The sequence below is a fragment of the Acidiplasma cupricumulans genome (genome assembly GCF_001402935.1).
Lineage (GTDB): Archaea > Thermoplasmatota > Thermoplasmata > Thermoplasmatales > Thermoplasmataceae > Acidiplasma > Acidiplasma aeolicum.
Genome location: NZ_LKBH01000130.1, coordinates 1 through 21393, shown reverse-complemented (window position 1 = coordinate 21393; position 21393 = coordinate 1). Strand labels below are relative to the sequence as shown.

Genomic DNA, 21393 nt, shown 5'->3' with positions numbered 1-21393 from the left:
TTTTGTCAAAATTAAAACTAAAAAATATTAAATCTGTGCATATTATATGCTATTATGTTTACAAGACGTGGCGATTCCGGGGAAACCGATACCGGCCTGAGAATAAGGGTTGGTAAGGATTCCCCCATGGTGGACCTCGAGGGAACCCTTGATGAATTAAACACATTTGTTGGTTTTGCCCTCATAAATTCAAAATGGGAAGACATAAAAAATGATCTAAAAAAAATTCAGAACGACATCTTTGTTATTGGTGAGGATATAACTGCAGAAAGCACCCACAGAACAATTAAGGATGAGGATGTAAGGTGGCTTGAGGAATCTGTGAAAAAATACCGTGAAGAAATTGGTAAAATACACCTTTTTATTGTTCCAGATGGTGATATTTCCGCAGTTTCACTTCATATGGCAAGGGCCGTTGCCAGAAGAACAGAAAGGCTTGCAGTATATGTATCCAAGAAAATGCAGGTAAATAAATATATTTTAATTTATTTAAACAGACTTTCATCACTTCTTTTTATGCATGCACTTGCATCGAACAAAAGGCTTGGCATTGAGGAGAGAATTTGGGATATTAAAAGAACCTCATAGAAATATTATATATAAATTATTTCTTAAATGTAGACCTTATGGCTTTTATAATAATTTGATGTCGTCTATATTTATTTTCTGGAATTCCCCAAAGTAGTCAGCCAGTGACGAAACTATTGCCTCTATGGCCTTATCTCTTGGTATATCAACATAGGACATAACGCTGTTATCAAGTCCACAGGGGTTTATTAGATTAAAGCCATTGACAGCCTCCTGCCCTATATTTAGGGCAATACCGTGATATGAAATATTATCTTTTACTGCGAGTCCAATTGAGGCAACCTTCTTTTTTCCCTTTTCAGTTTCTATCCATATACCGGGCTCCTCATCCAGCATGGCCGAATACCCAAAGGAACCCAGCATCTTAATGTATGCATTTTCAATATTTTCAAGGAATCTTCTAATTTCCCTCCTGCCATCAATATTTACATCGAAGATAAAATAATTTACTATCTGCCCCGGGCCATGATATGTAACATCGCCACCCCTGTCAGTTTTATATACATTAACATTTTCATAGTTTTTTGGGTCTGCCTTTCTTCCTATGGTGTATATGCTGTTATGCTCAACAAAAAGTGCGGTATTTGGTATTTTATCATTTTTTCTTAATTCCACAAGGTGGTACTGTAATCGAAGGCATTTCTCATAATCCATGCGTTTTAAATCAATATAATAATTAATCATTTTCGCATGCATCCTTAATGCCCTCAGATACCGTGGGATGGGGATGTACGGTCATAAACATATCATCCAGTGTTAAACCAGATTCAACGGCCAGCCCAATTTCAGCTATAATCTCTGAGGATCTTGGCGCTGCGATACCCGCACCACTTATTGTCCCATCATCATTGTAATATACCCTAAAGAAGCCATCCTGCTGGTTCATTGTCAGTGTTCTGGGATTTGCCATGGCAGGTATCTGCTTATATTTATCTGTTGTTTTACCTGTAAATGCTATTTCCGGGTCTGTATAAACCACCATTGGCATGGATTTATAATCCACCACTGTATCATTGCCAAGAATATTTTCAGATGCAACATAGGCATCATAAAATGCCTTATGTGCAAGCATGGGCATTCCTGAAACATCGCCTATGGCATAAACATTATCCACACTTGTTCTTTTATGCTGGTCCGTTTTTATAAACCGCCCATCCATTTCAAGATTGAGGTTTTCTAGGCCATATCCCTGTGTATTTGGCATTCTGCCAACGGCCATTAAAACGGTTTCCGCAATTATATCGCCGGAATTTTCTATTTTTACAGTATAATTCTTGTTCTTTTTCACACCAAGAACCCTGCTACTGGTTAAAATTTTTATTCCAAGATCTCTGAGCCTTTTATCAACTGCCCTAGAAAGATATTCATCAACCTCAGGAAGTATCCTATCCTTCATTTCAACAATATATACATCAGAACCAAGTTTCCTGAATGCCGTACCCATCTCAATGCCTATATAACCGCCACCAATAACAACAAGTGTTTCTGGTATATGGTCTATTGCGAGAATTTCACGGTTATAATAAACATCATCTATACCTTTTATTTTTACAGGTACAGAACCGGTATCAAGAATTAAATAATCTGCAGTATAATTTTTACCATCTACATTAACCGTATTTTTATTGACTATTTTTCCCTCCCCGTAAAGCACAGTGGCGCCGCTGGCCTTGCATGCACCCTCAGCACCGCCTGTAATTTTCTTTATCATTGAATCTTTCCATGCCTGCCAGTCCTTCATGTTGAGTTTATAATCAAGGGTCATGCCAGGCATATTTTTTAGGTAAAATATATTTTCAGAGAGTTCTATTAATGCCTTTGATGGTATGCACCCATAGTTTAGGCATTCACCACCGAATTTCTCTTTCTCAATAATAAGAACCTTTTTCTTTTTTTTGGCCAGATGCAGGGCAGCAAGATAACCACCTGCACCTGCACCAAGAATTATTACATCATAATCCATTTTTAATCACCAATAAATGCCATGGGGTGCTCAAGTATTTCCTTTACCCTCTGAAGATATCTGGCCGCCTCAGCACCGTCGATTAACCTGTGATCACATGCCAGGGTTAGATACAGACCTGTTTTCATTTCATTGTTGATTATTGCTGTTGTTCTGGAGTTTACTGCAAGTATGGCAACCTCCGGATAATTTATTACAGGTGTTGACATAATACCGCCTATTGCACCTATATTGGTTATTGAAAATGTGGAACCACGCACCTCATCCAGTGTAAGTGTATTATTTCTGGCCTTTTCAGCAAGGTCCTTAATTTCCTTTGAGATTGTAAACAAATCCTTTTTATCGGCATCCTTTATCACCACAACAGTTAAACCATACGGTGAGTCCACAGCAACACCTATATTGTATGCCTTTTTAATGGTATAATTTTTGTCATTCTCATTGTATATGGCATTTAATTTTGGAAAATCCTTAAATGCAATGGTGCATGCCTTAACAAAGAATGACGTAAAACTCAGATACTCCTTTTTTGCATAATATTCTATGGTTTTTTGTATTTCCTGGGTTTCCACAAAATCAGTTACAGTGAAATGTGGCATTATCTGTTTTGATTTTGTCATTTTATCAAAAATTACCTTTCTGATGCCACTTACATTGAAAATTTCATCACCTGCAGCAGGATTTTCCGGTTTTTTTACCTCTGTTTTCTGCGCAGTGGTATTTTTAAGGTATGCGTCAATATCGTCCTTTGTTATTCTGCCATCAGGACCGGTTGGTTTTACCTTTAATATATCAACATTTTTTGACCTGGCATAGGCCCTTACAGATGGTGTGGCCTTCACAGACGGTATGTTCTCATTATTAACAGAGTATACCTGTTCAGTTTTTGGCTGTTCCTCCACTGGTTTATTCTCCGTGGTTACCTCATTTGATTCATCCGGTGAATCTATCTGGACTATCGGATCACCGATATTTACTGTTTTGCCCTCTGGAACCAGAATTTTTGAAATCTTTCCTGATACCGGGGCAGGTATTCTCACAGTAATCTTATCAGTCATAACCTCAACAATGTCCTGATCCTTTTTTATGGTATCTCCTTCCTTAACATCCCATTTTACTATTTCTCCTTCCTGTATCCCCTCGCCGATTGGTGGTAATTTTAATGTATACATAACATCACCTGTATTGCAAAACTTTATTTATTGCTTTCATTATTTTTTGCTCATTTGGCACATAATAATCCTCAAGCGCGAATGGCACAGGTATATCAAGGCTTGAAACTCTTAATATTGGTGCTGCAAGATAATCAATTGCCCTTTCCGCTATGGTTGCAGAAATTTCAGCACTTACGCCAAATAACCTTGGGGATTCTGTAACTATAACCGCCCTTGAGGTTTTTTTCACACTATTTAAAATGGCATCAACATCAAAGGGGTTTATTGTTCTTAAATCAATAACATCCGCATTTACATTGTTCTTGTTTACAGTATCCATGACAAGCGGAACTGTTGGTCCATATGTTATAATTGTAAGGTCATCACCCTCCTTTAAAATATTAGCCTTTCTTAGGTCAACTGTATAGTAATCGTCCGGGACATCCCCCTTTGTTGCATAATAAAGCCTTTTAGGCTCCAAAAATATAACCGGATCATTAAGCTCTATCGATGATAATAATAAACCCTTGGCGTCATATGGATTTGATGGTGTTACAACAGTTAAACCCTGCGTGTGGGCAAAGTATGCCTCTCCAGCCTGTGAATGGTAGGGCCCGCCGTGAACACCCCCAGCGTAGGGTGTTCTAAGAACCATTGGAAGTGTGTAATCTCCATTGGTTCTGTACCTTAGCTTTGCCATCTGGTTTATTATCTGATCCATTGCTGTGTATATAAAATCCTGAAACTGTATTTCAGGTATTGCCTTTAGGCCGGCCATGGACATTCCAATTCCAAACCCAACTATTCCTAGTTCTGCAAGTGGTGTATCCAGAACCCTTTCCTTTCCATATTTTGCCAGAAGCCCATCAGTTACCCTGAAGACACCGCCATCTACGCCAACATCCTCTCCCATTAAAATTATTGAATCATCCCTTTCCATTGCATTGTCAAGCGCACTGTTAAGTGCCTTTACCATTGTCATTGTGGTCATTCTATATCACCCCTTTCCTCAGTTATATACCATGGGTCTGTTTCATATAAATTATCCAGTATTGTTTTTTTATCAGGTTTTGGTGCTTTTTCATATTTGTCTACAAGTTTGCTTGTCAAATCATCAATTTCATTGTTTATATCCTGAATTTTCTTCTCCGTGAGAATACCCATGTCCTTCAATATTTTCTGGTTTACAATAAGAGGATCCTTATCACTCCCCTCTGGAACCTCGTCCTTTCTGTATTTATTGGGATCATCAGCAGTGGAGTGCGGCCCCATTCTGTATGTCATTGCCTCTATCAGCACTGGCCCATTGGAAGCATTTTCAAGCGCCTTTCTTGTTTGCTTATAAACCTCCAAAAAGCTTGTGCCGTCAATTCTTATGCCCTCAAAACCATAGGCCTCCGCCTTTTTATATATTGGGCCTCTTGTCTCCTCGTATGCATCTGACTGCCCCTCCTCATTTGGATATGTTGGCACAGATATTGCAAATCCATTATTTTCACACAAAAATACCATAGGAAGGTCATAAACACCTGCAAAGTTCATTGCAACATGGAAATCTGGTGTTGATGTTGCCCCATCTCCAAAGGTTGTCAATACCGCTCCATCAGACTTTCTATATTTCTTTGCATATGCAATTCCGGCAGCCGACATGAGGTGTCCTGCCACGGGTGTTATTACAGCCCCTATATTGTATTTTTTAAATGAGACATGATCCGGCATATCCCTGCCAAGCTCATTATCTGATGCATTGGAAAAAACCTGGGACATTATCATATCCATGGGAATTCCAAGCTGGACCAGTGCACCAAAATCCCTGTAGTATGGATAAAAATAATCAATATTCCTCAATGCAAGGCCAATACCAATATGTATGGCCTCATGCCCCATCAGTGGTATGTAAAACGGCAAAAACCCCTGCCTGCTTGCATTTAGCATCTTTTTATCCAGCATTCTTTCCATTACAAGATTCCTGTAAGCCTCCAACACCTTTTCATTACTAATATCTGCCTCTTCAATCATAATTTCCACCTCCATTCAGTATTCCCTTTACGTACGCCTCCGCTGCCCTGTAGGATGTTCTTACCAACGGGCCTGAGGCAACGTAATCAAAACCCATTTTATATCCACTTTCCTCGAAATATTTAAATCTCTCAATTGGGGAATATTCCACTACCTCGAGCTGTTTTTTTGTTGGCCTTAGATACTGCCCCACAGTTAAAATGTTAACGCCCGCATTCCTAAGATCCTTCATGGCCTCAATGACCTCCTCATCAGTCTCTCCAAGTCCAATCATTATTGATGACTTTGTAATCATCTTTTTATTAACGGATTTAACATATTTAAGAACGTTTAGGCTCTGATCGTACCCGGCCCTTGGGTCCCTTACGTGTGGCGTAAGCCTGCGTACTGTCTCTATATTATGTGCAATGACGTCAGGGGCGGCATTTATTATTTTATCAATAAACTCATGGATTCCGCTAAAATCTGGTATTAAAACCTCTATTTTAACATTAGCTGTTTTAAGTTTAGATATTACATTGGCAAAAGCCTGTGACCCCTTATCTGGAAGGTCATCACGGTCAACAGAGGTAATGACAACAAAATCCAGCCTCATTAATTTTACAGCCTCATAAACCTTCTGTGGTTCATCTGGATCAATTGGTAGCATTTTTCCATGGGTAACCGCACAGAATCTGCACCCACGCGAGCAGTTAGACCCAAGAATCATAAAAGTTGCTGTACCACTCTCCCAGCATTCCCCCATATTTGGACAGTGTGCCTCCTCACATACTGTATACAGTGTACGTGATTTTAATGTATTTTTTATAAATGAATATCTCTCGCCAGAAGGCAGTTTCACACTGTACGGTACCTTAATCATTATATGATTAATCGCAGAAATATATTTAAACTATACGTAAAAAACAAAGAAAATTATTCGTCGATGGACGTTAATTTTCTGAATACATTTATTGCATCCCTGTTCTGGGCAGGGTCATGAACCCTAAGTATATCAACCCCATTCTCACTCAAATAAATTGATGTTCCTATTGTTCCACCCAGTCTATCATTAACATCAGATCCGGTTAATGTGCCTATGAATCTTTTTCTTGATGTGCCAAACAGTGTGTCAAAGCCAAGAAAGAAAGACCATGGAGACCTTAATATGGTAATATTTCCATTGGTATCCTTGGAAAAACCTATGCCAGGGTCCACTATTATATTCTCTGGTTTTATGCCAAATTTTAACATTTTATTTATCCTGGAATAAAAAAAATTATTTATCTCAAATATAATGTCATCGTATTCAGTAAAGTTCTGCATTGTCTGTGGTGTGCCTATCATGTGCATTACAATAGCCCTAACATTATAATCGCATGCAATTTTTATCATTCTTTCATCAGAGAAACCTGATATATCATTTATATAATCTATATCCATGCTAATAACAGCCTTTATTGTATCATAATTTCTTGAATCAATTGATACAGGTATGTTTGATACAGATTTTATGTAATCAATAACAGGTCTTATTCTTTCAGTCTCAATATCTGGTGGCACAGGAAGACTGCCCGGCCTTGTACTTTCACCCCCTATATCAATTATATCAGGTTTTTCATCAAGCATTGAATCTATTCTGCTCTTATCCAGAATCCTTGAACCGGCATAAAAAGAATCCGGGGTTGCATTTAAAATCCCCATAATCACTGTTTTTTTATTATCAATCTTATTTACCATATTTTCAGAAATTTTATCCTCATAGCCAGAAAATATCTTATTTTCTTCCAGAAAGTCCTTTATAAAAGACCTGTCCATTTTTGCATATAATTTATTAAATCTTTTTCCATTGATAACAGTATTTCCAGCGGAATCCTCTGTAAAAATTTCAACACTTCTTTTATTATTCCTTGACGGAAATAAAATATTCATAATGCATTATGCTAAAAAACCTTAAAAATTTTAAGTTTGATTCATGTATCTGTTTTCTCCAGATGATTCACGCAATGTTTTACCCTTTGTTTCTGGCAAAAGAAAAACTGTCATGGCACAGCCCAAAATTGCAAGGACTGAGAGTATCCACATTAAGAAGCTTAAATTTGTAAACGCAAGTATTAATGTATCTGCAAATGTTCCTATGAAGGCGCCTGTTTTACCACCTGCTGCAGAAATGCCAGTACCGAAACCCCTTGTTGATATTGGAAAAACCTCTGGTGGGTAGACAAACGTTGTTACATTTGGCCCAAACATAATAAAAAAGTAGCTAATGCCATAAATCATTAAAAAATAATAAACATAGGCTGCGCTTATTATCCCTGGAAACAATGCTATGATACCAAATGAAATTGCCATCATTAAAAATCCTGTAATCTGTATTTTTTTTCTGCCAATTTTATCGAGTGTAAAAACAGCCACCCAGTATCCAGGAAAGGCTGCTATCCCGAATATTAACGCTGAATATTTATTTGTTAGTATAATTGCATTAATTCCGTTTAAACCGCTTGGAACAAGGAATGATAAAATGCTATTTGACATAATTGAGTTTCCATAAAATGCCCAGTCCATTAAAAACCATGTCCCTGCAGTGCCTATTAATGTTATAAGAAATTTTTTATCCTTAAATAAATCATACCATTTTGCATTTACCTTTTCTGCTCTTTTAGATTGGGCATCTATTCCCGTGTAGCTCCTTAAATTTTTTTCTGCAGTTTTAATATCGCCACGAACGTCTGCAGTATACCTTGGGGGCTCAGGCATGGTTCTTCTGAAATATATGACAAGCATGGCAGGTATACCCCCGATGGCCAGCAGTAGCCTCCATGTTAATGATGGGCTTAAACCACTTGTTAAAAACAATATTGAAATTAATGGTCCTGCAAGAAGCCCAAAGCTTTGCATTGAAAATATTGTGCCAACAAATTTGCCCCTGTTTAATGTATTTGAGTATTCTGTCATTATTGTTGAACTGGTTGCATAGTCCCCACCTATGCCCACACCAAGGAGAAATCTCCATAATATAAATACCAGAATGTTGTTGGTTGGTGTTAAAAATGCACTTCCAAGCGCACCAGCTATTAGCATTACCAGCTCAAGCCCATATATCTCCTTTCTACCTAAATAGTCTAGTAGCCTTCCAAATGTAACTGACCCTATAATGGCGGATAATAAAGCGGTGGATGTTATTAATCCCTTATAAAAAATTGATATATTATTCCATCCAGCAAGTGGTAGTATAAGTATAACAACACCAATTATGAAAAGGTCATATGCATCTGTAAAGAATCCAAGACCTGACACAAATAAAACCTTATAATGAAACTTTGAGGATTTTGCATTATCCAAGGCCTCGTCCACAGTAGTCATCTTTGCCACTATTTTCTCTATTTTCCTATTTATTATAAATATAACCTATATATTCTATATAAGATATATAGACAAAATTACATGAATTATAATAAAATTTAAATATAATTTAAGCCATATTTTAATTAATTGAATAACCTTATTATTTAAAATGTAATATGGTATGTTATCAAGGTGATTGAAATGGCGATAAGCGATGTGGAAATAGAAAAGGTAAGGTCCAGAAACTATGTGAAGATAGATGAGCTTGCAAGGGCAATAAGCAACGGTTTAAGCTTGCAGCAGAGAAAGATGGGGTCAGAGGAGGCGCAGTCATCAGCGGAACATATTATTAACTTCTTTGGGTACGGCACCCGGGTTATTGATAATATGCTTGAGCCGGAGGATCGTGATGTCTTCTATACAATGGAGGATCTTGGAATTCTTGAAACAGAAAGAGAAGAAACAACACTTTTTGATGGAAGGGAATGGCGCATTCATTACTGGATTTTGAATGTTAATCGCGTTATAGAACTCTCAGAAATGAATATACAGACAAATAGTGATGATTCAACATTCGATATCTACAATGAAATTCCAGATGAATACTGGAAGGCAAATTAAAATATTAATAATTATTAGGTTAAAAATATGCACATAGCCATTCTAGATAAGGATAAATGCCATCCGAAAAGATGCAATCACGAATGCCAGTATTACTGCCCACCTGTGAGGAATGGAACAAAAACTATAGAATTTCCCGATGCAAATGCACAGCCTGTTATTACAGAATCGCTTTGTATTGGCTGTGGCATATGCGTTAGGAGATGCCCATTTAATGCTATTAAGATAGTCAGCATACCAGATGAACTAAATAAAAATATAGTTCATCAGTACGGTCTGGATTCTTTCAGGCTCTATTCACTGCCATCCCTATCGGCTGGCAGGGTAACAGCACTTCTTGGTCAGAATGCACTTGGCAAGACCACAACCATGAATATTTTATCAGGAATATTGATACCAAACTTTGGTAATTACAATGTTAAGGATAACCGAGATGAGGTTATATCAAGATTCTCCAAAAGTGTGATGGGGCAGTATTTTAAGGATCTGTACAATGGAAATAAAAAGGCAGTGCTGAAAAATCAGTATGTGGATTTAATTCCTAGGGTTGTTTCCGGTACAGTAATAGATATATTAAAAAATAATGATAACGGAAATCTTGATTTTGTTGTATCGGAATTATCAATGGAATCATCACTGCACAGGGATATCAGGGATTTATCAGGTGGTGAACTCCAGAAACTTGCCATAGCAATGGCATTGATGAAGGATGCAGACATATACCTGTTTGACGAACCCTCATCCTATCTGGATATTAATGAAAGAATAAGGATATCTGAAATTATTAGAAAACTGGCTGAAACCAAAATAGTAATGGTTGTGGAACATGATCTTGCACTTCTGGATAAAATTGCAGATCAGATTAATCTGGTATATGGAAGTCCCGGTGCATACGGTGTAATTACAAAAGAAAAATCAACAAATAAGGCAATAAACGCGTTTTTATCAGGTTATTTAAGGGAGGAAAATGTAAGAATAAGACCAACATCAATAGATTTTAATGTAAAATCAAGTAAAAGAACAACAGTTACAACCAAAATAACTTCCTGGACCAACCTTGAAAAAAAATTTGAAAACTTTGAGCTTCATGTTGGGTCAGGATACATAAATAAGGAGGAGATTATCGGTGTACTGGGCCAGAATGCACTTGGCAAGACCACATTTATAAAAATGCTTTCAGGAACAATAAAGCCAGATTCCGGTCAGGTTGAGAACCAGTTAAGGGTGGCATACAAACCACAGTACATATCACCGGATTTTGACGGTACTGTTTATGAACTCTTTTCAACAACCATGAAGGAAAAAATGGAAGACCAGTTCATAAAAAATGAGATAATTGGCCCGCTGGATGTTGAGGAACTATATGATAAAAATGTTAATGATCTCTCTGGAGGTGAATTGCAGAGAACATCGGTTGCACTTACATTATCAACAGATGCTGATATATATCTTATAGACGAACCATCTGCCCATCTGGACTCAGCCTACAGGATGAATGTGGCAAAAATAATAAGGAGGGTTATGGAAAATAATAAAAAAAGTGCAATAGTTGTTGATCATGATATATATTTAATAGACCTAATTTCAGATGCCCTGATTGTTTTCACAGGGCAGCAGGGAATTAAAGGTTGCAGTAAGGGTCCCATGGATATGAGGACAGGCATGAATGAGTTTTTAAAAGGCCTCGGAATAACATTTAGAAGGGATGAGCTTACAAAGCGTCCAAGAATCAATAAACTGAACAGTGCACTTGATAGAGAACAGAAATTAAAGGGGGAATATTATTATTCCCAATAAAATATTATTAAAAATTATTATTCCTGTTTTGAATTTAACAGTATTCTGACATCCACAGCGTAGGCGCCATTCTGATTTACTATCACCGGATTTATATCCATCTCGCTAACATCAAGATCAACTATTAACCTTGATATATTTGTTATTGCCCTGATTAAGGAAAGTCTATCATAGTTTCTTTTTCTGGCAGAAAGCATTTTTGTAACCTTGCTTTCATCCATCATATACATTGCCTCATTTTCTGATACAGGTGCAAGACCGTAGCTTAAATCCTTTAAAACCTCCATGTATATGCCGCCAACACCTGACACCACAGTGTAACCAAAAACAGGGTCCTTAATGCCCCCTATGAATATCTCTGCCCCGGATATCTGTTCCTGAAGCAATACTCTTTTATAGTTAAGCTGTTTAAAAGCCTCATGAAGATTTTCCTTCTGTACATTCATTATAACACCGTTAACATCGGTTTTATGCACCGGCTCATCAGGTGATATCTTCATTACAAGTGGATACCCAACATAATCTGCGGCTGCGTCAAGATCTGACTCATTTTCAACAGTTTTCCATTTTGGTGTTTTAATCCCATAAATTTCCATAAGTTTCATTGCCTCAAAATCTCTAAGATAGTTTTTGCCTGCAACAAGCTTTTTTGCCTCCTCTGGTGGTTCGCTTATCCTAATTTTTTTATCCGGTGTCCACCTTGAGGTCATGTACTTGATTGCCTTTATGGCATCCTCAGGGAATTTAAAGGACGGAATAGATGCAGAATCCAGAAGCTTTGATGCAGAATCCTCATCCATGCCCATTACAACTCCTATTACACCAGTACCCTTGTATTTAATTACAGCCCTGGCAACATCCGTACATGTTACCATTGGGAGTGACTGAACTATTACCACCTTTGTGCAATCCAGATCCTTAACAGTTTCCAGTGCATCACTGTATCTTTTATAATCGGCATCCCCTGAAAGGTCAATGGGATTCCTTGGCACACTCTGCTTGGGCAGTATTTTTAATAATGATTTCTTTATCCTATCAGGCAGCTGAATTTCATTCATTTCCTGGATATCTATGGCATCTGTTGTTAAAACACCATGGCCACCAGAATTTGTTATTATTAATATATCGCTGGATACATTTTCACTTGAGTTTACAAGTCTGGCTATATTCAGCATATCCTCAAGGCTGTCAACAAATATACCACCACAGGTTCTTACCGCCGCCTTAAATATATCTATTGATCCAGCAACGCTTCCGGTATGTGTTTTTATAGCTGCGGAACCTGATTTTGAAACACCGCCTTTTAAAAATATCATTGGTTTCTTTTTAACAATTTCCGGAACAACGTTTAAAAATTTGTCACCGTCTGAAACACCTTCTATATATGAGAATATTGCCCTGGTTTCAACATCGTTTGACAGGTATTCATAAACATCCGATTCAGTAATATCAGATTGATTTCCAAGGCTTACAAAGTAGCTTATGCCGGTTTTTGTCTTCTGTGCCCATTCCAGCATGTAAACACCAAGACCACCACTCTGGGCCACAAGTGCAGAATTTCCCCTTATTGTATCCTCAAATGCAAATGTTGCGTTGAAATTTGGTGTAATGAGCCCTATTGTATTTGGCCCAAGAATGCTTAAATTACCATTTCTGGCTATGTCTATTATCTGTTTTTCAAGATCGGCACCATGCTCATCAGTTTCTTTAAACCCTGATGTGATAATAATTGCAGCTCCTGCCTTGATGTCAACAGCATCCTGAATTACAGAGGGTACAGCATCTCTTGGAACGGCAACAACCACAAGATCAACATTTTCCTTAATGTCCTTTAATGATTTATATGACTGGTAATTTTCTATTACACTACCATTTGTGTTAACAGCAAAAATTTTTCCATTAAATGTGGAAATAATATTCCTAAAAATTATATTGCCAACCTTGTTTTTATCATTTGATGCCCCAACCACTGCAATGCTTTCTGGCCTGAATAATGATTCAATCATGATATAATAATATGATAAATCAATTTAAAGCTTTTTTATTATTGATAACTTTCAAGCATAAATGTTTCTATATGGAAAATGTTTACCAATAAATATTTATTTACAAAATATTTATATAATCAAAATAAATTATGATTTTATGGTTCAGGAAAAATGGGTGGCATTGTCAAATACAACAATAGGTGTTTTAATGGCCACAATTAATGCCAGCATACTTATTATAGCCCTACCACCAATTTTTAGGGGCATTGATTTAAATCCATTTCAATCAGGTGCTTTTGCCTACCTGCTCTGGATACTTATGGGATATATGATAGTAACTGCTGTTCTTCTGGTTACCATAGGCCGTCTTTCTGATATTTTTGGCCGTGTAAGATTATTTAATCTTGGTTTTGCAATATTCACACTTGGTTCAGTGCTGCTATATTTTACCCCAGGTAAGGGTGATACTGGTGCTCTTGAATTAATTATATTTAGAATAGTTCAGGCAGTTGGTGGATCATTTTTAATGGCAAACAGCTATGCAATTATCACTGATAATTTTCCCAAGGAAGAACGTGGTACTGCGCTGGGTATAAATGCCATAGCAGGAACAGCAGGAATGAGTATAGGTATAGTTGCTGGCGGTATTTTATCTGCAATTAACTGGAGATATGTATTTCTTGTTAGTGTTCCCGTTGGCCTCCTTGGCACGGTATGGTCATATCTAAAACTGAAGGAAACATCACCTAAACTTAAGCAGAAGCTTGACATTCCGGGAAATCTACTTTTTGGTGCAGGTCTTATAATACTTTTAATAGGCATTACATACGGTCTGGTTCCATATAAGAGCAGTGCAACAGGCTGGGCAGACCCATGGGTTATTACAGCCATAATTATTGGAATAATACTTTTAATAGCATTCCCGTTTGTTGAAAGAAAGGTCAAGCAGCCAATGTTCCGCCTTGAATTATTTAAAATCAGGGCATTTTCAGCAGGCAGTTTTTCAGGTATGATCTCAGGCATGGGTATGATGGGCTTAATGTTTATGATAATAATATTATTCCAGGGAATATGGCTTCCAGACCACGGTTATTCATATGCCAGTGCTCCTTTCTGGGCCGGAATATTCATGCTCCCAATGACGGTTGCCATGGGTATATTTGGACCGCTTTCAGGAAAATTATCAGACAAACACGGATCAAAGGGCATAGCAACCCTTGGTCTTTTGATATCAGCATTTGCATTAATCCTTCTTTCATTACTGCCATATAATTTCATATATATAGAAATGGGAATATTATTGTTTATATTCGGTGCAGGCATGGGCATGTTTACCGCCCCAAATACATCAGCGGTCATGTCATCAGTACCGCCTGAAAGCAGGGGTTCAGCATCTGGCATGCTCACAACATTAAGAAATGTTGGGACAACCGCCAGTATGGGCATTTTCTTTACAATATTGATTTTAAGCCTTTCATCAAAACTTCCAGGTGCATTATCTTCAGCGGTTACTAATGCTGGAGCACCACAGCTTGCCTCAGTATTTTCCAAACTGCCACCAACAGATGCAATTTTTGGTGCACTTCTTGGCATTAATCCTATAAAGGCCATATTAAGCATACTACCATCGGGTGTTAAAAATTCAATAAGTCCAACAGCATTAAGTACAATAACCCAGCGCACATGGTTCCCCACCATATTTGCCCCAACATTCATGTCCTCCTTACATGTGGTATTCTATGTTGCCTTTGCAATAACACTTGTGGGTGCACTATTATCATTTATCAGGGATCCATTAACCAAAAAGTCAGGTTCATCTAAAAGAATATCAAATGAGGAGCAGGCTGTTAAATTAAAAAGGTGAGTAAAATTGGACGATACATTAGAAATCTGGGAATATCTGGATAAAATACTTGGATGTTATATAAAGAAAATCAAATTAAGGCTGGAAAAGGATGGTTTGACCATTACAGACTACAAAATAATTTACCTTCTTACCAAGGGTCAGCAGCCAATGAAAAATATCGCGGGAGAATTATCACTGGCAAATGGCTGGGTTACAGATATAGTGGATAGACTTGAGAGAAAAAATCTGCTTTTGAGAAAACACGACATGAATGACCGCAGAATAGTCAATGTGGAATTAACAAAAGAGGGCAGAAACTATTATGAGGAACTTGGATTATTCATTAAAAATATTATATCGGAATCTCTTAAAAACCTTAATAAGGATGAAATAGAAAACTTTAAACTAATACTAAATAAAATATCTGATGCAATCGGCACAGAACTTCTAAAAAGCAATTAGGCTAACATTATATATAAATTTACCATACGTTGACATGCATCTGCTTTACAGGGAAAATCTGGCAAGGATTGCAAAGTTCCATACAAAACATGGTGATATAGAAACACCAACAGTATTACCTGTTATTAATCCAAATCTAAATTTTTTATCAGAGAGTGAGCTAAGAAGCCTGGGTGCCCAGGCCGTAATAACAAACAGCTATATAATTAGGAGAACAGATTCGCTGAGGGAAAATGCTCTTAAATATGGTGTGCATAAATTAATAGGATTTAACGGCCCCATAATGACAGATTCAGGAACATTCCAGAGTTACGTTTATGGTGATATTGAATATACAAATAAGGAAATTGTTGATTTTCAGAAAAAGATAGGAAGCGATATAATAACCATACTTGATATATTTACCCGGCCAGAGGATAAATATGAAGAATCAAAACATGCTGTGGAGGAAACATACCGTAGATTACAGGAAATAGATATAGGTGATGATATTATAGCCGGTCCAATTCAGGGTTCAGTATATCCTGATTTAAGGAGTCTTTCAGCACAGTTAATGTCAAGGGCACCCTATCTGCCAATAGGTGGTGTTGTACCACTTCTGGAATCATACAGGTATGATGATCTGGTTAAAATTATTATAAATTCAAAAATAAATGCAGATTTTTCAAGGCCGGTTCATTTATTTGGAGGTGGACATCCAATGTTTTTCGCCTTTTCAGTAATGCTTGGGGTGGATCTCTTTGATTCAGCATCCTATATAAAATATGCCAAGGATAATAGAATATTGTATCATGAGGGTACAAGATCCTTAAAGGATCTCCTCGATTTTCCTGAATGGAGCCCATTATATGGGCGGTATAAACCACAGGAATTAATTCAGGAATCAGAGGAAATTAGACTAAAGGAACTGGCAAAGCATAATCTTAAGGCAATTTTTATGGAAATTAACGAAATTAAGGAGAGGATATACGAAAATACACTTTATCAGTATGTTGAGGAAATAGCACATGCACATCCGGCCCTTTACAGAGCTTATATTAACATTTTAAGTGAAAATACTCTAACTAAATTCCAGAGTATTTCATCCAAATCACCATTCTATTATTTTGATTCCAATTCGCTTGAAAACCCGTGGGTAAAAAGATTAAAAAATTACACATACAAATACATCTCAAACGGTAAAAAAACTATTTTAATCCCAAAAAAATTATGGAAACCCGGTATGCCCACGGGTCAAAAATTAATAGATTTTTATGAGCAAAACGATTTTAATATACTTGTTCCATGGAATGGCATATATATTCCTGTTGAACTTGAAAACACATTCCCTGTTGGGCAGATGGTTTCATCAGAATTAATATTCAATGACCTGAGGGATTCTTATATAAGGTATTTAAAATCAATAAATGACGAAGTAATACCGTATACAGATTATACCATAAAAGAAAAAATTAGGGATTTTGATCTGGAAAAAATCAATACTGTTTTTGACTACCAGTTCGGTGTTAAAAACTTTTTTAATAATAATGACCAGATTATTAAATCTAAGACCACCGGTCATATTAGAAACATAATAAGGAATTCAAAACTAATTGCAACAATGAGAAACGATGGGTTTTTTACATTAACTCCAGATGGAGGTATTTTTTTATTGGCAATGCTTGATTATCCATTATCACGGGTTGTTGTTACAGAAGACAGTGCAGAGTTTAACTCAAAGGGTTATAATGTGTTCTTCAAATTCATATTAGATTTTGATCATAATATAATTGCAGGAAATGATGTGCTTGTTGTAGATTCTTCGGACAGGCTCTGTGCCGTTGGTAAGGCAACAGTTTCAGGAACTGAAATGAAATATTATAAAGATGGCATAGCTGTAAAGGTACACAGGGGCATTAAGTGATTTTTAGTCATAAATCCCATTTTTCATTTTAAAAAAAATATTTATAATGCGTTATTGTTATTTTTGATATAAAATTTTAAATTTTGGTTAGATAAGTTTATTTAAAGATTATAATAAACCTATCATGGAAGGTAAACCATGGCTGCTGGCAATGGATCTGGACGGCACTGTTTGGGATAATTTAAACATATCTGGAATTAATCCACCCTATGAAAAAATAGATTCAGAGAAAATACGTGGGGAAAATACCGTGGTAACAATTTATAAAAGTGCTGTTGAATTTATGATCTGGTGTAAAAGGCATGGCGCCATAATAACCAGCCTTAGCTGGAATAAAAAGGAACATGCCATGGAGGCCCTGGAGAAATTTGGCATAATTGATTTATTCGATTATAATGCAACTGATTATACCCCGGACAAGGATAAAAGACTGCTTGACTTAATTAATATACTAAAAGCCAAGGGAATTAATATAACTCCTGATAGAATAGTTTACATAGACGATCGTGACATACACATGGATGCCATAAAAAAAAGTGTTGGTGATATCATATTTATAAATATATGGAAAACAGCAAAGAATTATGATGAGGCAAAGGACGTTATTAAAAAGAAAATTTTAGGATACGAGACCACAGCATAATGCAGAAATTTTAAAAATCAATATGGATATAAATTAAAATAGAACTGTCAATGAATAAGGAAGCCTCATTGTTTCAGCATGAGGTAGCTCACTGTGTTTGTTCGGCAACTTAATAAAATCTGGACAGCATACATTAAAACTCATGATATTTGTCATTTTTAAAAAAAAATTTTGAGAAAGCTTTTTATAACTTTTTTAACTTTTCCATAATGGAACAGGGAGCTGATAATATTGATGGTAATTTGCCCGGTCATTTTAAGGATGGAAATAATAAAATAAGTGGTGGAAAAGGCACCCCCGCCTTGGTGCTAATAGCACTTGCAATGGGGATGCTCGTTTATGGTGTTGCCGAAAGTTATGGCCCCGTTTCTGTAATAGGAGGAATTTTACCCTCAAAGTACTTTTATATTGGATTGGGTCTGCCATATATAGCCGGGGGTGTTGGGGCACTTCTCTCAGGGCGTTTGGCAGATAAAATAGGCAGGCGCGGGTCTTTTATGATCACGTCTGCAATGATTGTTATTGGTATAGCAATATTTGTCTTTTTATCAAACCTTGTTATTGCCCTTATAATATCATTTATTCTTGTTGGAATGGCCGCCATAGGACTTGAAACACCAATTTTATCAATGATTGTTGAATCCGTTCCTGCAAATGTTAGAGGAAAATCACTGGTTATTGTTCAGAACTTTGGGAATGTTGGGGTTGCATTAACCTTTATCCCCATCTTTCTTCATCTTTCAGATTCGATAAGCAGGCTTGCAATATCCATGCTTTTTATAGCCCCACTTATCGCACTTGGGCTTTCATGGTTCTATGTTAAGGAGAGCATTCCATGGAGTGCATTAAAATCAAACAGCGATGTTGAGGACGCATGGCAGATAGATAACGATGCAGAACCTGTAAATCCACATATTGGTCTGCCATTGCGCTTTCTTATACTCATTATAATAGGCATTGCACAGGATGTTGCATTTGTTTATTTTTCATATGGCGTTGGCTACAGCTATTTCTCATTGGGACTCGCAGATGATATACCGATAATTGGCGGATTTACAATGACGATAGTGGGTATAATCACAAGCCTTATCATTGTTGAAAAAATGAACAGGAAGACATTTACAATAATGTCCTATGGCCTACTGGTAGTTTTCTGGGGGGTTCTATGGTTATTTGAGGCATTAACACACAGCACATACGGATTGGTTCTTGTCGCATTAATGGTACTTTTATTCATTCCCGGTGAGATTACCTGGGCATCACGTGGAATGCTTGAGCCTGAAATATTTCCAACATATAAAAGGGGAACCTATGTTTCACTTGTTAGATTTACCGTATGGGTTGGTACAGGCATCATTATAATACTTTTAACATACACATCACTTCCATTTATCATTCCCGCATCCGCCGTCATGTTAATATTCTTGCTATCATTAACAATGACAGTAATATGGCAGAGAAAAGGCTTTGAAACAAAGGCCAGAAGCCTTTCTGGTCTGGACAGAAAAATAATGGATAACGTTAGAAAATAATTTTACTTTTAATATTTATTTAAAAAAGTCAGTTATAAAACACCGGTTATATGTAATAATTTATATAGCCCAATGTTATATTTTTACTGTTATATGGCTTTAAATATTGTTTACAATACAATAAACGATGCGAGATATAACGTTATAAACACTCTTAGTATTACCGTTAATTCTAATATATATAATGCAATGGGTCTCGATGGTGTTTTAAGCCCAATTGAATTATCAAGGACTTTTGGTTTTAACAGGATAACAGGAATTAGGCACAGTTTTGATAATGCTTACAAAACAATAGAAGGCATTGTTAACAAAAAACTTAAAAAAAAGTATGCAGGAAAATTATCAATATCTCTTTCAGAAGACTCTAACATGACCAATGCGCTTTCATACATGAAACAAGGAAGAATTGTGGCATTATTCATGGATTATTCAACGTTCAGCGGCAATGCAGATATACCTGATGGTATATTTTATTCTTTTCCGGCAGCCTTTATATCCGGTAGATTTATTGAAATCAATCCCGATATATCCGTTAATGATAAAATATTGGATATAAATTATTACAATGATAAATTCAAGAATGTTTTTAAGGCATATTCCGAAAATGAACTTCGGGAGATATTCATAAAATCAAGGAATAAAATGGTAGTTTATGTCAATATAAATTCAGATTCAGCCAGCCAGCTTAAATTGCTTACAGAGTATCAGGGTGATGCCTTTGAATACCGCTAGGTATTATTTTACACAAAAATACCAGATGTTACAAACAACCAAAGATAATTTAATATCACTTTTTAATAAATTTCTTCATGAAAACTATGGAGATTTTTTGTTTATTGATCCAGATTCCATAGAAACCCTTGGAAAGATAAATGCCTATGCAGATTTATTCCTGCCAGAGCATGTGCTCTCCATACATTTAATAAATAAAATTGGCCATGTATTTTATCTGGAGGCTGAAAATATTTATGGATATATCACAATAAAGGGTCCGGAGTTTAATTCAGCTCTCATGCAGATAAAATCAAAAATCGCTGAACTAAATAAGAGTTATATTTTAAAAATTATATCATATGCCGGGAATTATCTTGCAAAAATACCTGAAATAAGGATGGCCTACACACCCATGATGGAGATTTTTAGATCCCTGGATAATAATGGGAATGTAATACTGGACACATCAAGGCAGGCAGATACAAAAAGAATAAAATTTTTCTCCCTTATAAAACATAGTGGCATATTAAAATATGAAGAAAGGTATGATAAAATAATAATATACAAAAATGAGGACCCCGGTTTTAAAAATGACAGGGAAATGTTTGCCATGACATTTTCAGCCATTCCTGAAATTTTTGCAGCAAATGATTCTGTTAAACCCTATGTAAGAACAGCATACTCATATTATTATTTTTCAATAATACATGGAGATATGATCCCGCTTGATGCTGAAATTTTATTAAGGAATTATAGGCATCTATTTAATAGAAATATTGATGAACTAAAATTCAGGTCTTATATAGATTCATTAATAGACTGCGGAATATTTTTTTTGG

The 21393-nt window shown here is 36.4% G+C and carries 19 protein-coding genes; 10 read left to right on the top strand and 9 right to left on the bottom strand.

The genetic code is table 11. The features are described from left to right. The first annotated feature begins 54 nt into the window (after positions 1-54). Positions 55-588: a cob(I)yrinic acid a,c-diamide adenosyltransferase gene (locus tag AOG55_RS03990; RefSeq protein ID WP_048101975.1), complete on the top strand. Its 534-nt coding sequence runs from the start codon at positions 55-57 to the stop codon at positions 586-588. A 45-nt stretch (positions 589-633) separates the two neighbouring features. Here AOG55_RS03990 and lipB read toward each other — a convergent pair whose 3' ends face one another. Genes lipB through AOG55_RS03950 form a run of 8 tightly spaced genes read right to left on the bottom strand, consistent with a single transcriptional unit; the run spans position 634 to position 9066 of the window. After that, entirely contained in the window at positions 634-1272 is a 639-nt protein-coding gene (gene lipB, locus AOG55_RS03985; RefSeq protein ID WP_236688965.1) for a lipoyl(octanoyl) transferase LipB, read from the bottom strand. Further along, complete coding sequence (gene lpdA / locus AOG55_RS03980; protein ID WP_048101973.1) at positions 1265-2551, bottom strand: dihydrolipoyl dehydrogenase; 1287 nt, start codon at positions 2549-2551, stop codon at positions 1265-1267. Before lpdA ends, lipB begins: the two co-directional genes overlap by 8 nt. 2 nt (positions 2552-2553) lie before the next feature. Beyond that, complete coding sequence (locus tag AOG55_RS03975; protein ID WP_048101972.1) at positions 2554-3723, bottom strand: dihydrolipoamide acetyltransferase family protein; 1170 nt, start codon at positions 3721-3723, stop codon at positions 2554-2556. A 4-nt stretch (positions 3724-3727) separates the two neighbouring features. Next, complete coding sequence (locus AOG55_RS03970) at positions 3728-4696, bottom strand: alpha-ketoacid dehydrogenase subunit beta (RefSeq protein ID WP_052656812.1); 969 nt, start codon at positions 4694-4696, stop codon at positions 3728-3730. Next, positions 4693-5724, bottom strand: a complete 1032-nt coding sequence (locus tag AOG55_RS03965) for a thiamine pyrophosphate-dependent dehydrogenase E1 component subunit alpha (RefSeq protein ID WP_048102175.1) — start codon at positions 5722-5724, stop codon at positions 4693-4695. Before AOG55_RS03965 ends, AOG55_RS03970 begins: the two co-directional genes overlap by 4 nt. Then, entirely contained in the window at positions 5717-6586 is an 870-nt protein-coding gene (gene lipA, locus AOG55_RS03960; protein WP_055040920.1) for a lipoyl synthase, read from the bottom strand. Before lipA ends, AOG55_RS03965 begins: the two co-directional genes overlap by 8 nt. A gap of 53 nt (positions 6587-6639) precedes the next feature. Next, complete coding sequence (gene folP / locus AOG55_RS03955; protein ID WP_048101971.1) at positions 6640-7635, bottom strand: dihydropteroate synthase; 996 nt, start codon at positions 7633-7635, stop codon at positions 6640-6642. Positions 7636-7665: 30 nt separating this feature from the next. Next, entirely contained in the window at positions 7666-9066 is a 1401-nt protein-coding gene (locus tag AOG55_RS03950) for an MFS transporter (protein ID WP_048101970.1), read from the bottom strand. Between the two features lie 183 nt (positions 9067-9249). Here AOG55_RS03950 and AOG55_RS03945 point away from each other — a divergent pair, with 183 nt between their 5' ends. Next, a complete protein-coding gene (locus AOG55_RS03945; protein ID WP_156150332.1) occupies positions 9250-9669 on the top strand; it encodes a DUF6015 family protein in 420 nt (139 codons plus the stop codon). Between the two features lie 27 nt (positions 9670-9696). Further along, on the top strand, positions 9697-11466 hold the full coding sequence (locus tag AOG55_RS03940) for a ribosome biogenesis/translation initiation ATPase RLI (RefSeq protein ID WP_048101969.1): 1770 nt from the start codon (positions 9697-9699) through the stop codon (positions 11464-11466). Positions 11467-11483: 17 nt separating this feature from the next. On the opposite strand, the gene AOG55_RS03935 is transcribed toward AOG55_RS03940, so the two are convergent. Beyond that, positions 11484-13472: an acetate--CoA ligase family protein gene (locus tag AOG55_RS03935; RefSeq protein ID WP_048101968.1), complete on the bottom strand. Its 1989-nt coding sequence runs from the start codon at positions 13470-13472 to the stop codon at positions 11484-11486. A gap of 139 nt (positions 13473-13611) precedes the next feature. On the opposite strand from AOG55_RS03935, the gene AOG55_RS03930 reads away from it, so the two are divergent. The 7 genes from AOG55_RS03930 to AOG55_RS03900 form a co-directional block, all read left to right on the top strand. Then, positions 13612-15318 carry an MFS transporter gene (locus tag AOG55_RS03930; protein ID WP_048102172.1) on the top strand — a complete coding sequence of 569 codons (1707 nt, stop codon included), beginning with the start codon at positions 13612-13614 and terminating at the stop codon, positions 15316-15318. A 6-nt stretch (positions 15319-15324) separates the two neighbouring features. Continuing rightward, positions 15325-15762 carry a MarR family winged helix-turn-helix transcriptional regulator gene (locus AOG55_RS03925; RefSeq protein WP_048101967.1) on the top strand — a complete coding sequence of 146 codons (438 nt, stop codon included), beginning with the start codon at positions 15325-15327 and terminating at the stop codon, positions 15760-15762. A 34-nt stretch (positions 15763-15796) separates the two neighbouring features. After that, positions 15797-17665: a tRNA guanosine(15) transglycosylase TgtA gene (tgtA, locus tag AOG55_RS03920; protein ID WP_048101966.1), complete on the top strand. Its 1869-nt coding sequence runs from the start codon at positions 15797-15799 to the stop codon at positions 17663-17665. Positions 17666-17789: 124 nt separating this feature from the next. Further along, positions 17790-18308, top strand: a complete 519-nt coding sequence (locus tag AOG55_RS03915) for a magnesium-dependent phosphatase-1 (RefSeq protein ID WP_048101965.1) — start codon at positions 17790-17792, stop codon at positions 18306-18308. Positions 18309-18517: 209 nt separating this feature from the next. Then, positions 18518-19840 (top strand): MFS transporter, encoded by a 1323-nt coding sequence (locus AOG55_RS03910; RefSeq protein WP_052656809.1) that lies wholly within the window; start codon positions 18518-18520, stop codon positions 19838-19840. Positions 19841-19933: 93 nt separating this feature from the next. After that, positions 19934-20572, top strand: coding sequence for a hypothetical protein (locus AOG55_RS03905; RefSeq protein WP_048101964.1), 639 nt, complete (start codon positions 19934-19936; stop codon positions 20570-20572). Beyond that, positions 20559-21393, top strand: an 835-nt coding sequence (locus tag AOG55_RS03900; RefSeq protein ID WP_156318744.1) for a hypothetical protein, incomplete at its 3' end; no start/stop codon positions are given. The genes AOG55_RS03905 and AOG55_RS03900, both read left to right, overlap by 14 nt.

What these genes read in the sequence shown, in the direction of transcription:
- AOG55_RS03965 (WP_048102175.1), bottom strand. Translation starts at nt 5,724, where the DNA reads ATGATTGAAGAGGCAGATATTAGTAATGAAAAGGTGTTGGAGGCTTAC.
- lipA (WP_055040920.1), bottom strand. Translation starts at nt 6,586, where the DNA reads ATGATTAAGGTACCGTACAGTGTGAAACTGCCTTCTGGCGAGAGATAT.
- AOG55_RS03990 (WP_048101975.1), top strand. Translation starts at nt 55, where the DNA reads ATGTTTACAAGACGTGGCGATTCCGGGGAAACCGATACCGGCCTGAGA.
- tgtA (WP_048101966.1), top strand. Translation starts at nt 15,797, where the DNA reads ATGCATCTGCTTTACAGGGAAAATCTGGCAAGGATTGCAAAGTTCCAT.
- AOG55_RS03970 (WP_052656812.1), bottom strand. Translation starts at nt 4,696, where the DNA reads ATGACCACAATGACAATGGTAAAGGCACTTAACAGTGCGCTTGACAAT.
- AOG55_RS03930 (WP_048102172.1), top strand. Translation starts at nt 13,612, where the DNA reads ATGGTTCAGGAAAAATGGGTGGCATTGTCAAATACAACAATAGGTGTT.
- AOG55_RS03975 (WP_048101972.1), bottom strand. Translation starts at nt 3,723, where the DNA reads ATGTATACATTAAAATTACCACCAATCGGCGAGGGGATACAGGAAGGA.
- AOG55_RS03915 (WP_048101965.1), top strand. Translation starts at nt 17,790, where the DNA reads ATGGAAGGTAAACCATGGCTGCTGGCAATGGATCTGGACGGCACTGTT.
- AOG55_RS03950 (WP_048101970.1), bottom strand. Translation starts at nt 9,066, where the DNA reads ATGACTACTGTGGACGAGGCCTTGGATAATGCAAAATCCTCAAAGTTT.
- AOG55_RS03935 (WP_048101968.1), bottom strand. Translation starts at nt 13,472, where the DNA reads ATGATTGAATCATTATTCAGGCCAGAAAGCATTGCAGTGGTTGGGGCA.
- lipB (WP_236688965.1), bottom strand. Translation starts at nt 1,272, where the DNA reads ATGATTAATTATTATATTGATTTAAAACGCATGGATTATGAGAAATGC.
- lpdA (WP_048101973.1), bottom strand. Translation starts at nt 2,551, where the DNA reads ATGGATTATGATGTAATAATTCTTGGTGCAGGTGCAGGTGGTTATCTT.
- folP (WP_048101971.1), bottom strand. Translation starts at nt 7,635, where the DNA reads ATGAATATTTTATTTCCGTCAAGGAATAATAAAAGAAGTGTTGAAATT.
- AOG55_RS03905 (WP_048101964.1), top strand. Translation starts at nt 19,934, where the DNA reads ATGGCTTTAAATATTGTTTACAATACAATAAACGATGCGAGATATAAC.
- AOG55_RS03940 (WP_048101969.1), top strand. Translation starts at nt 9,697, where the DNA reads ATGCACATAGCCATTCTAGATAAGGATAAATGCCATCCGAAAAGATGC.
- AOG55_RS03945 (WP_156150332.1), top strand. Translation starts at nt 9,250, where the DNA reads ATGGCGATAAGCGATGTGGAAATAGAAAAGGTAAGGTCCAGAAACTAT.
- AOG55_RS03910 (WP_052656809.1), top strand. Translation starts at nt 18,518, where the DNA reads ATGGAACAGGGAGCTGATAATATTGATGGTAATTTGCCCGGTCATTTT.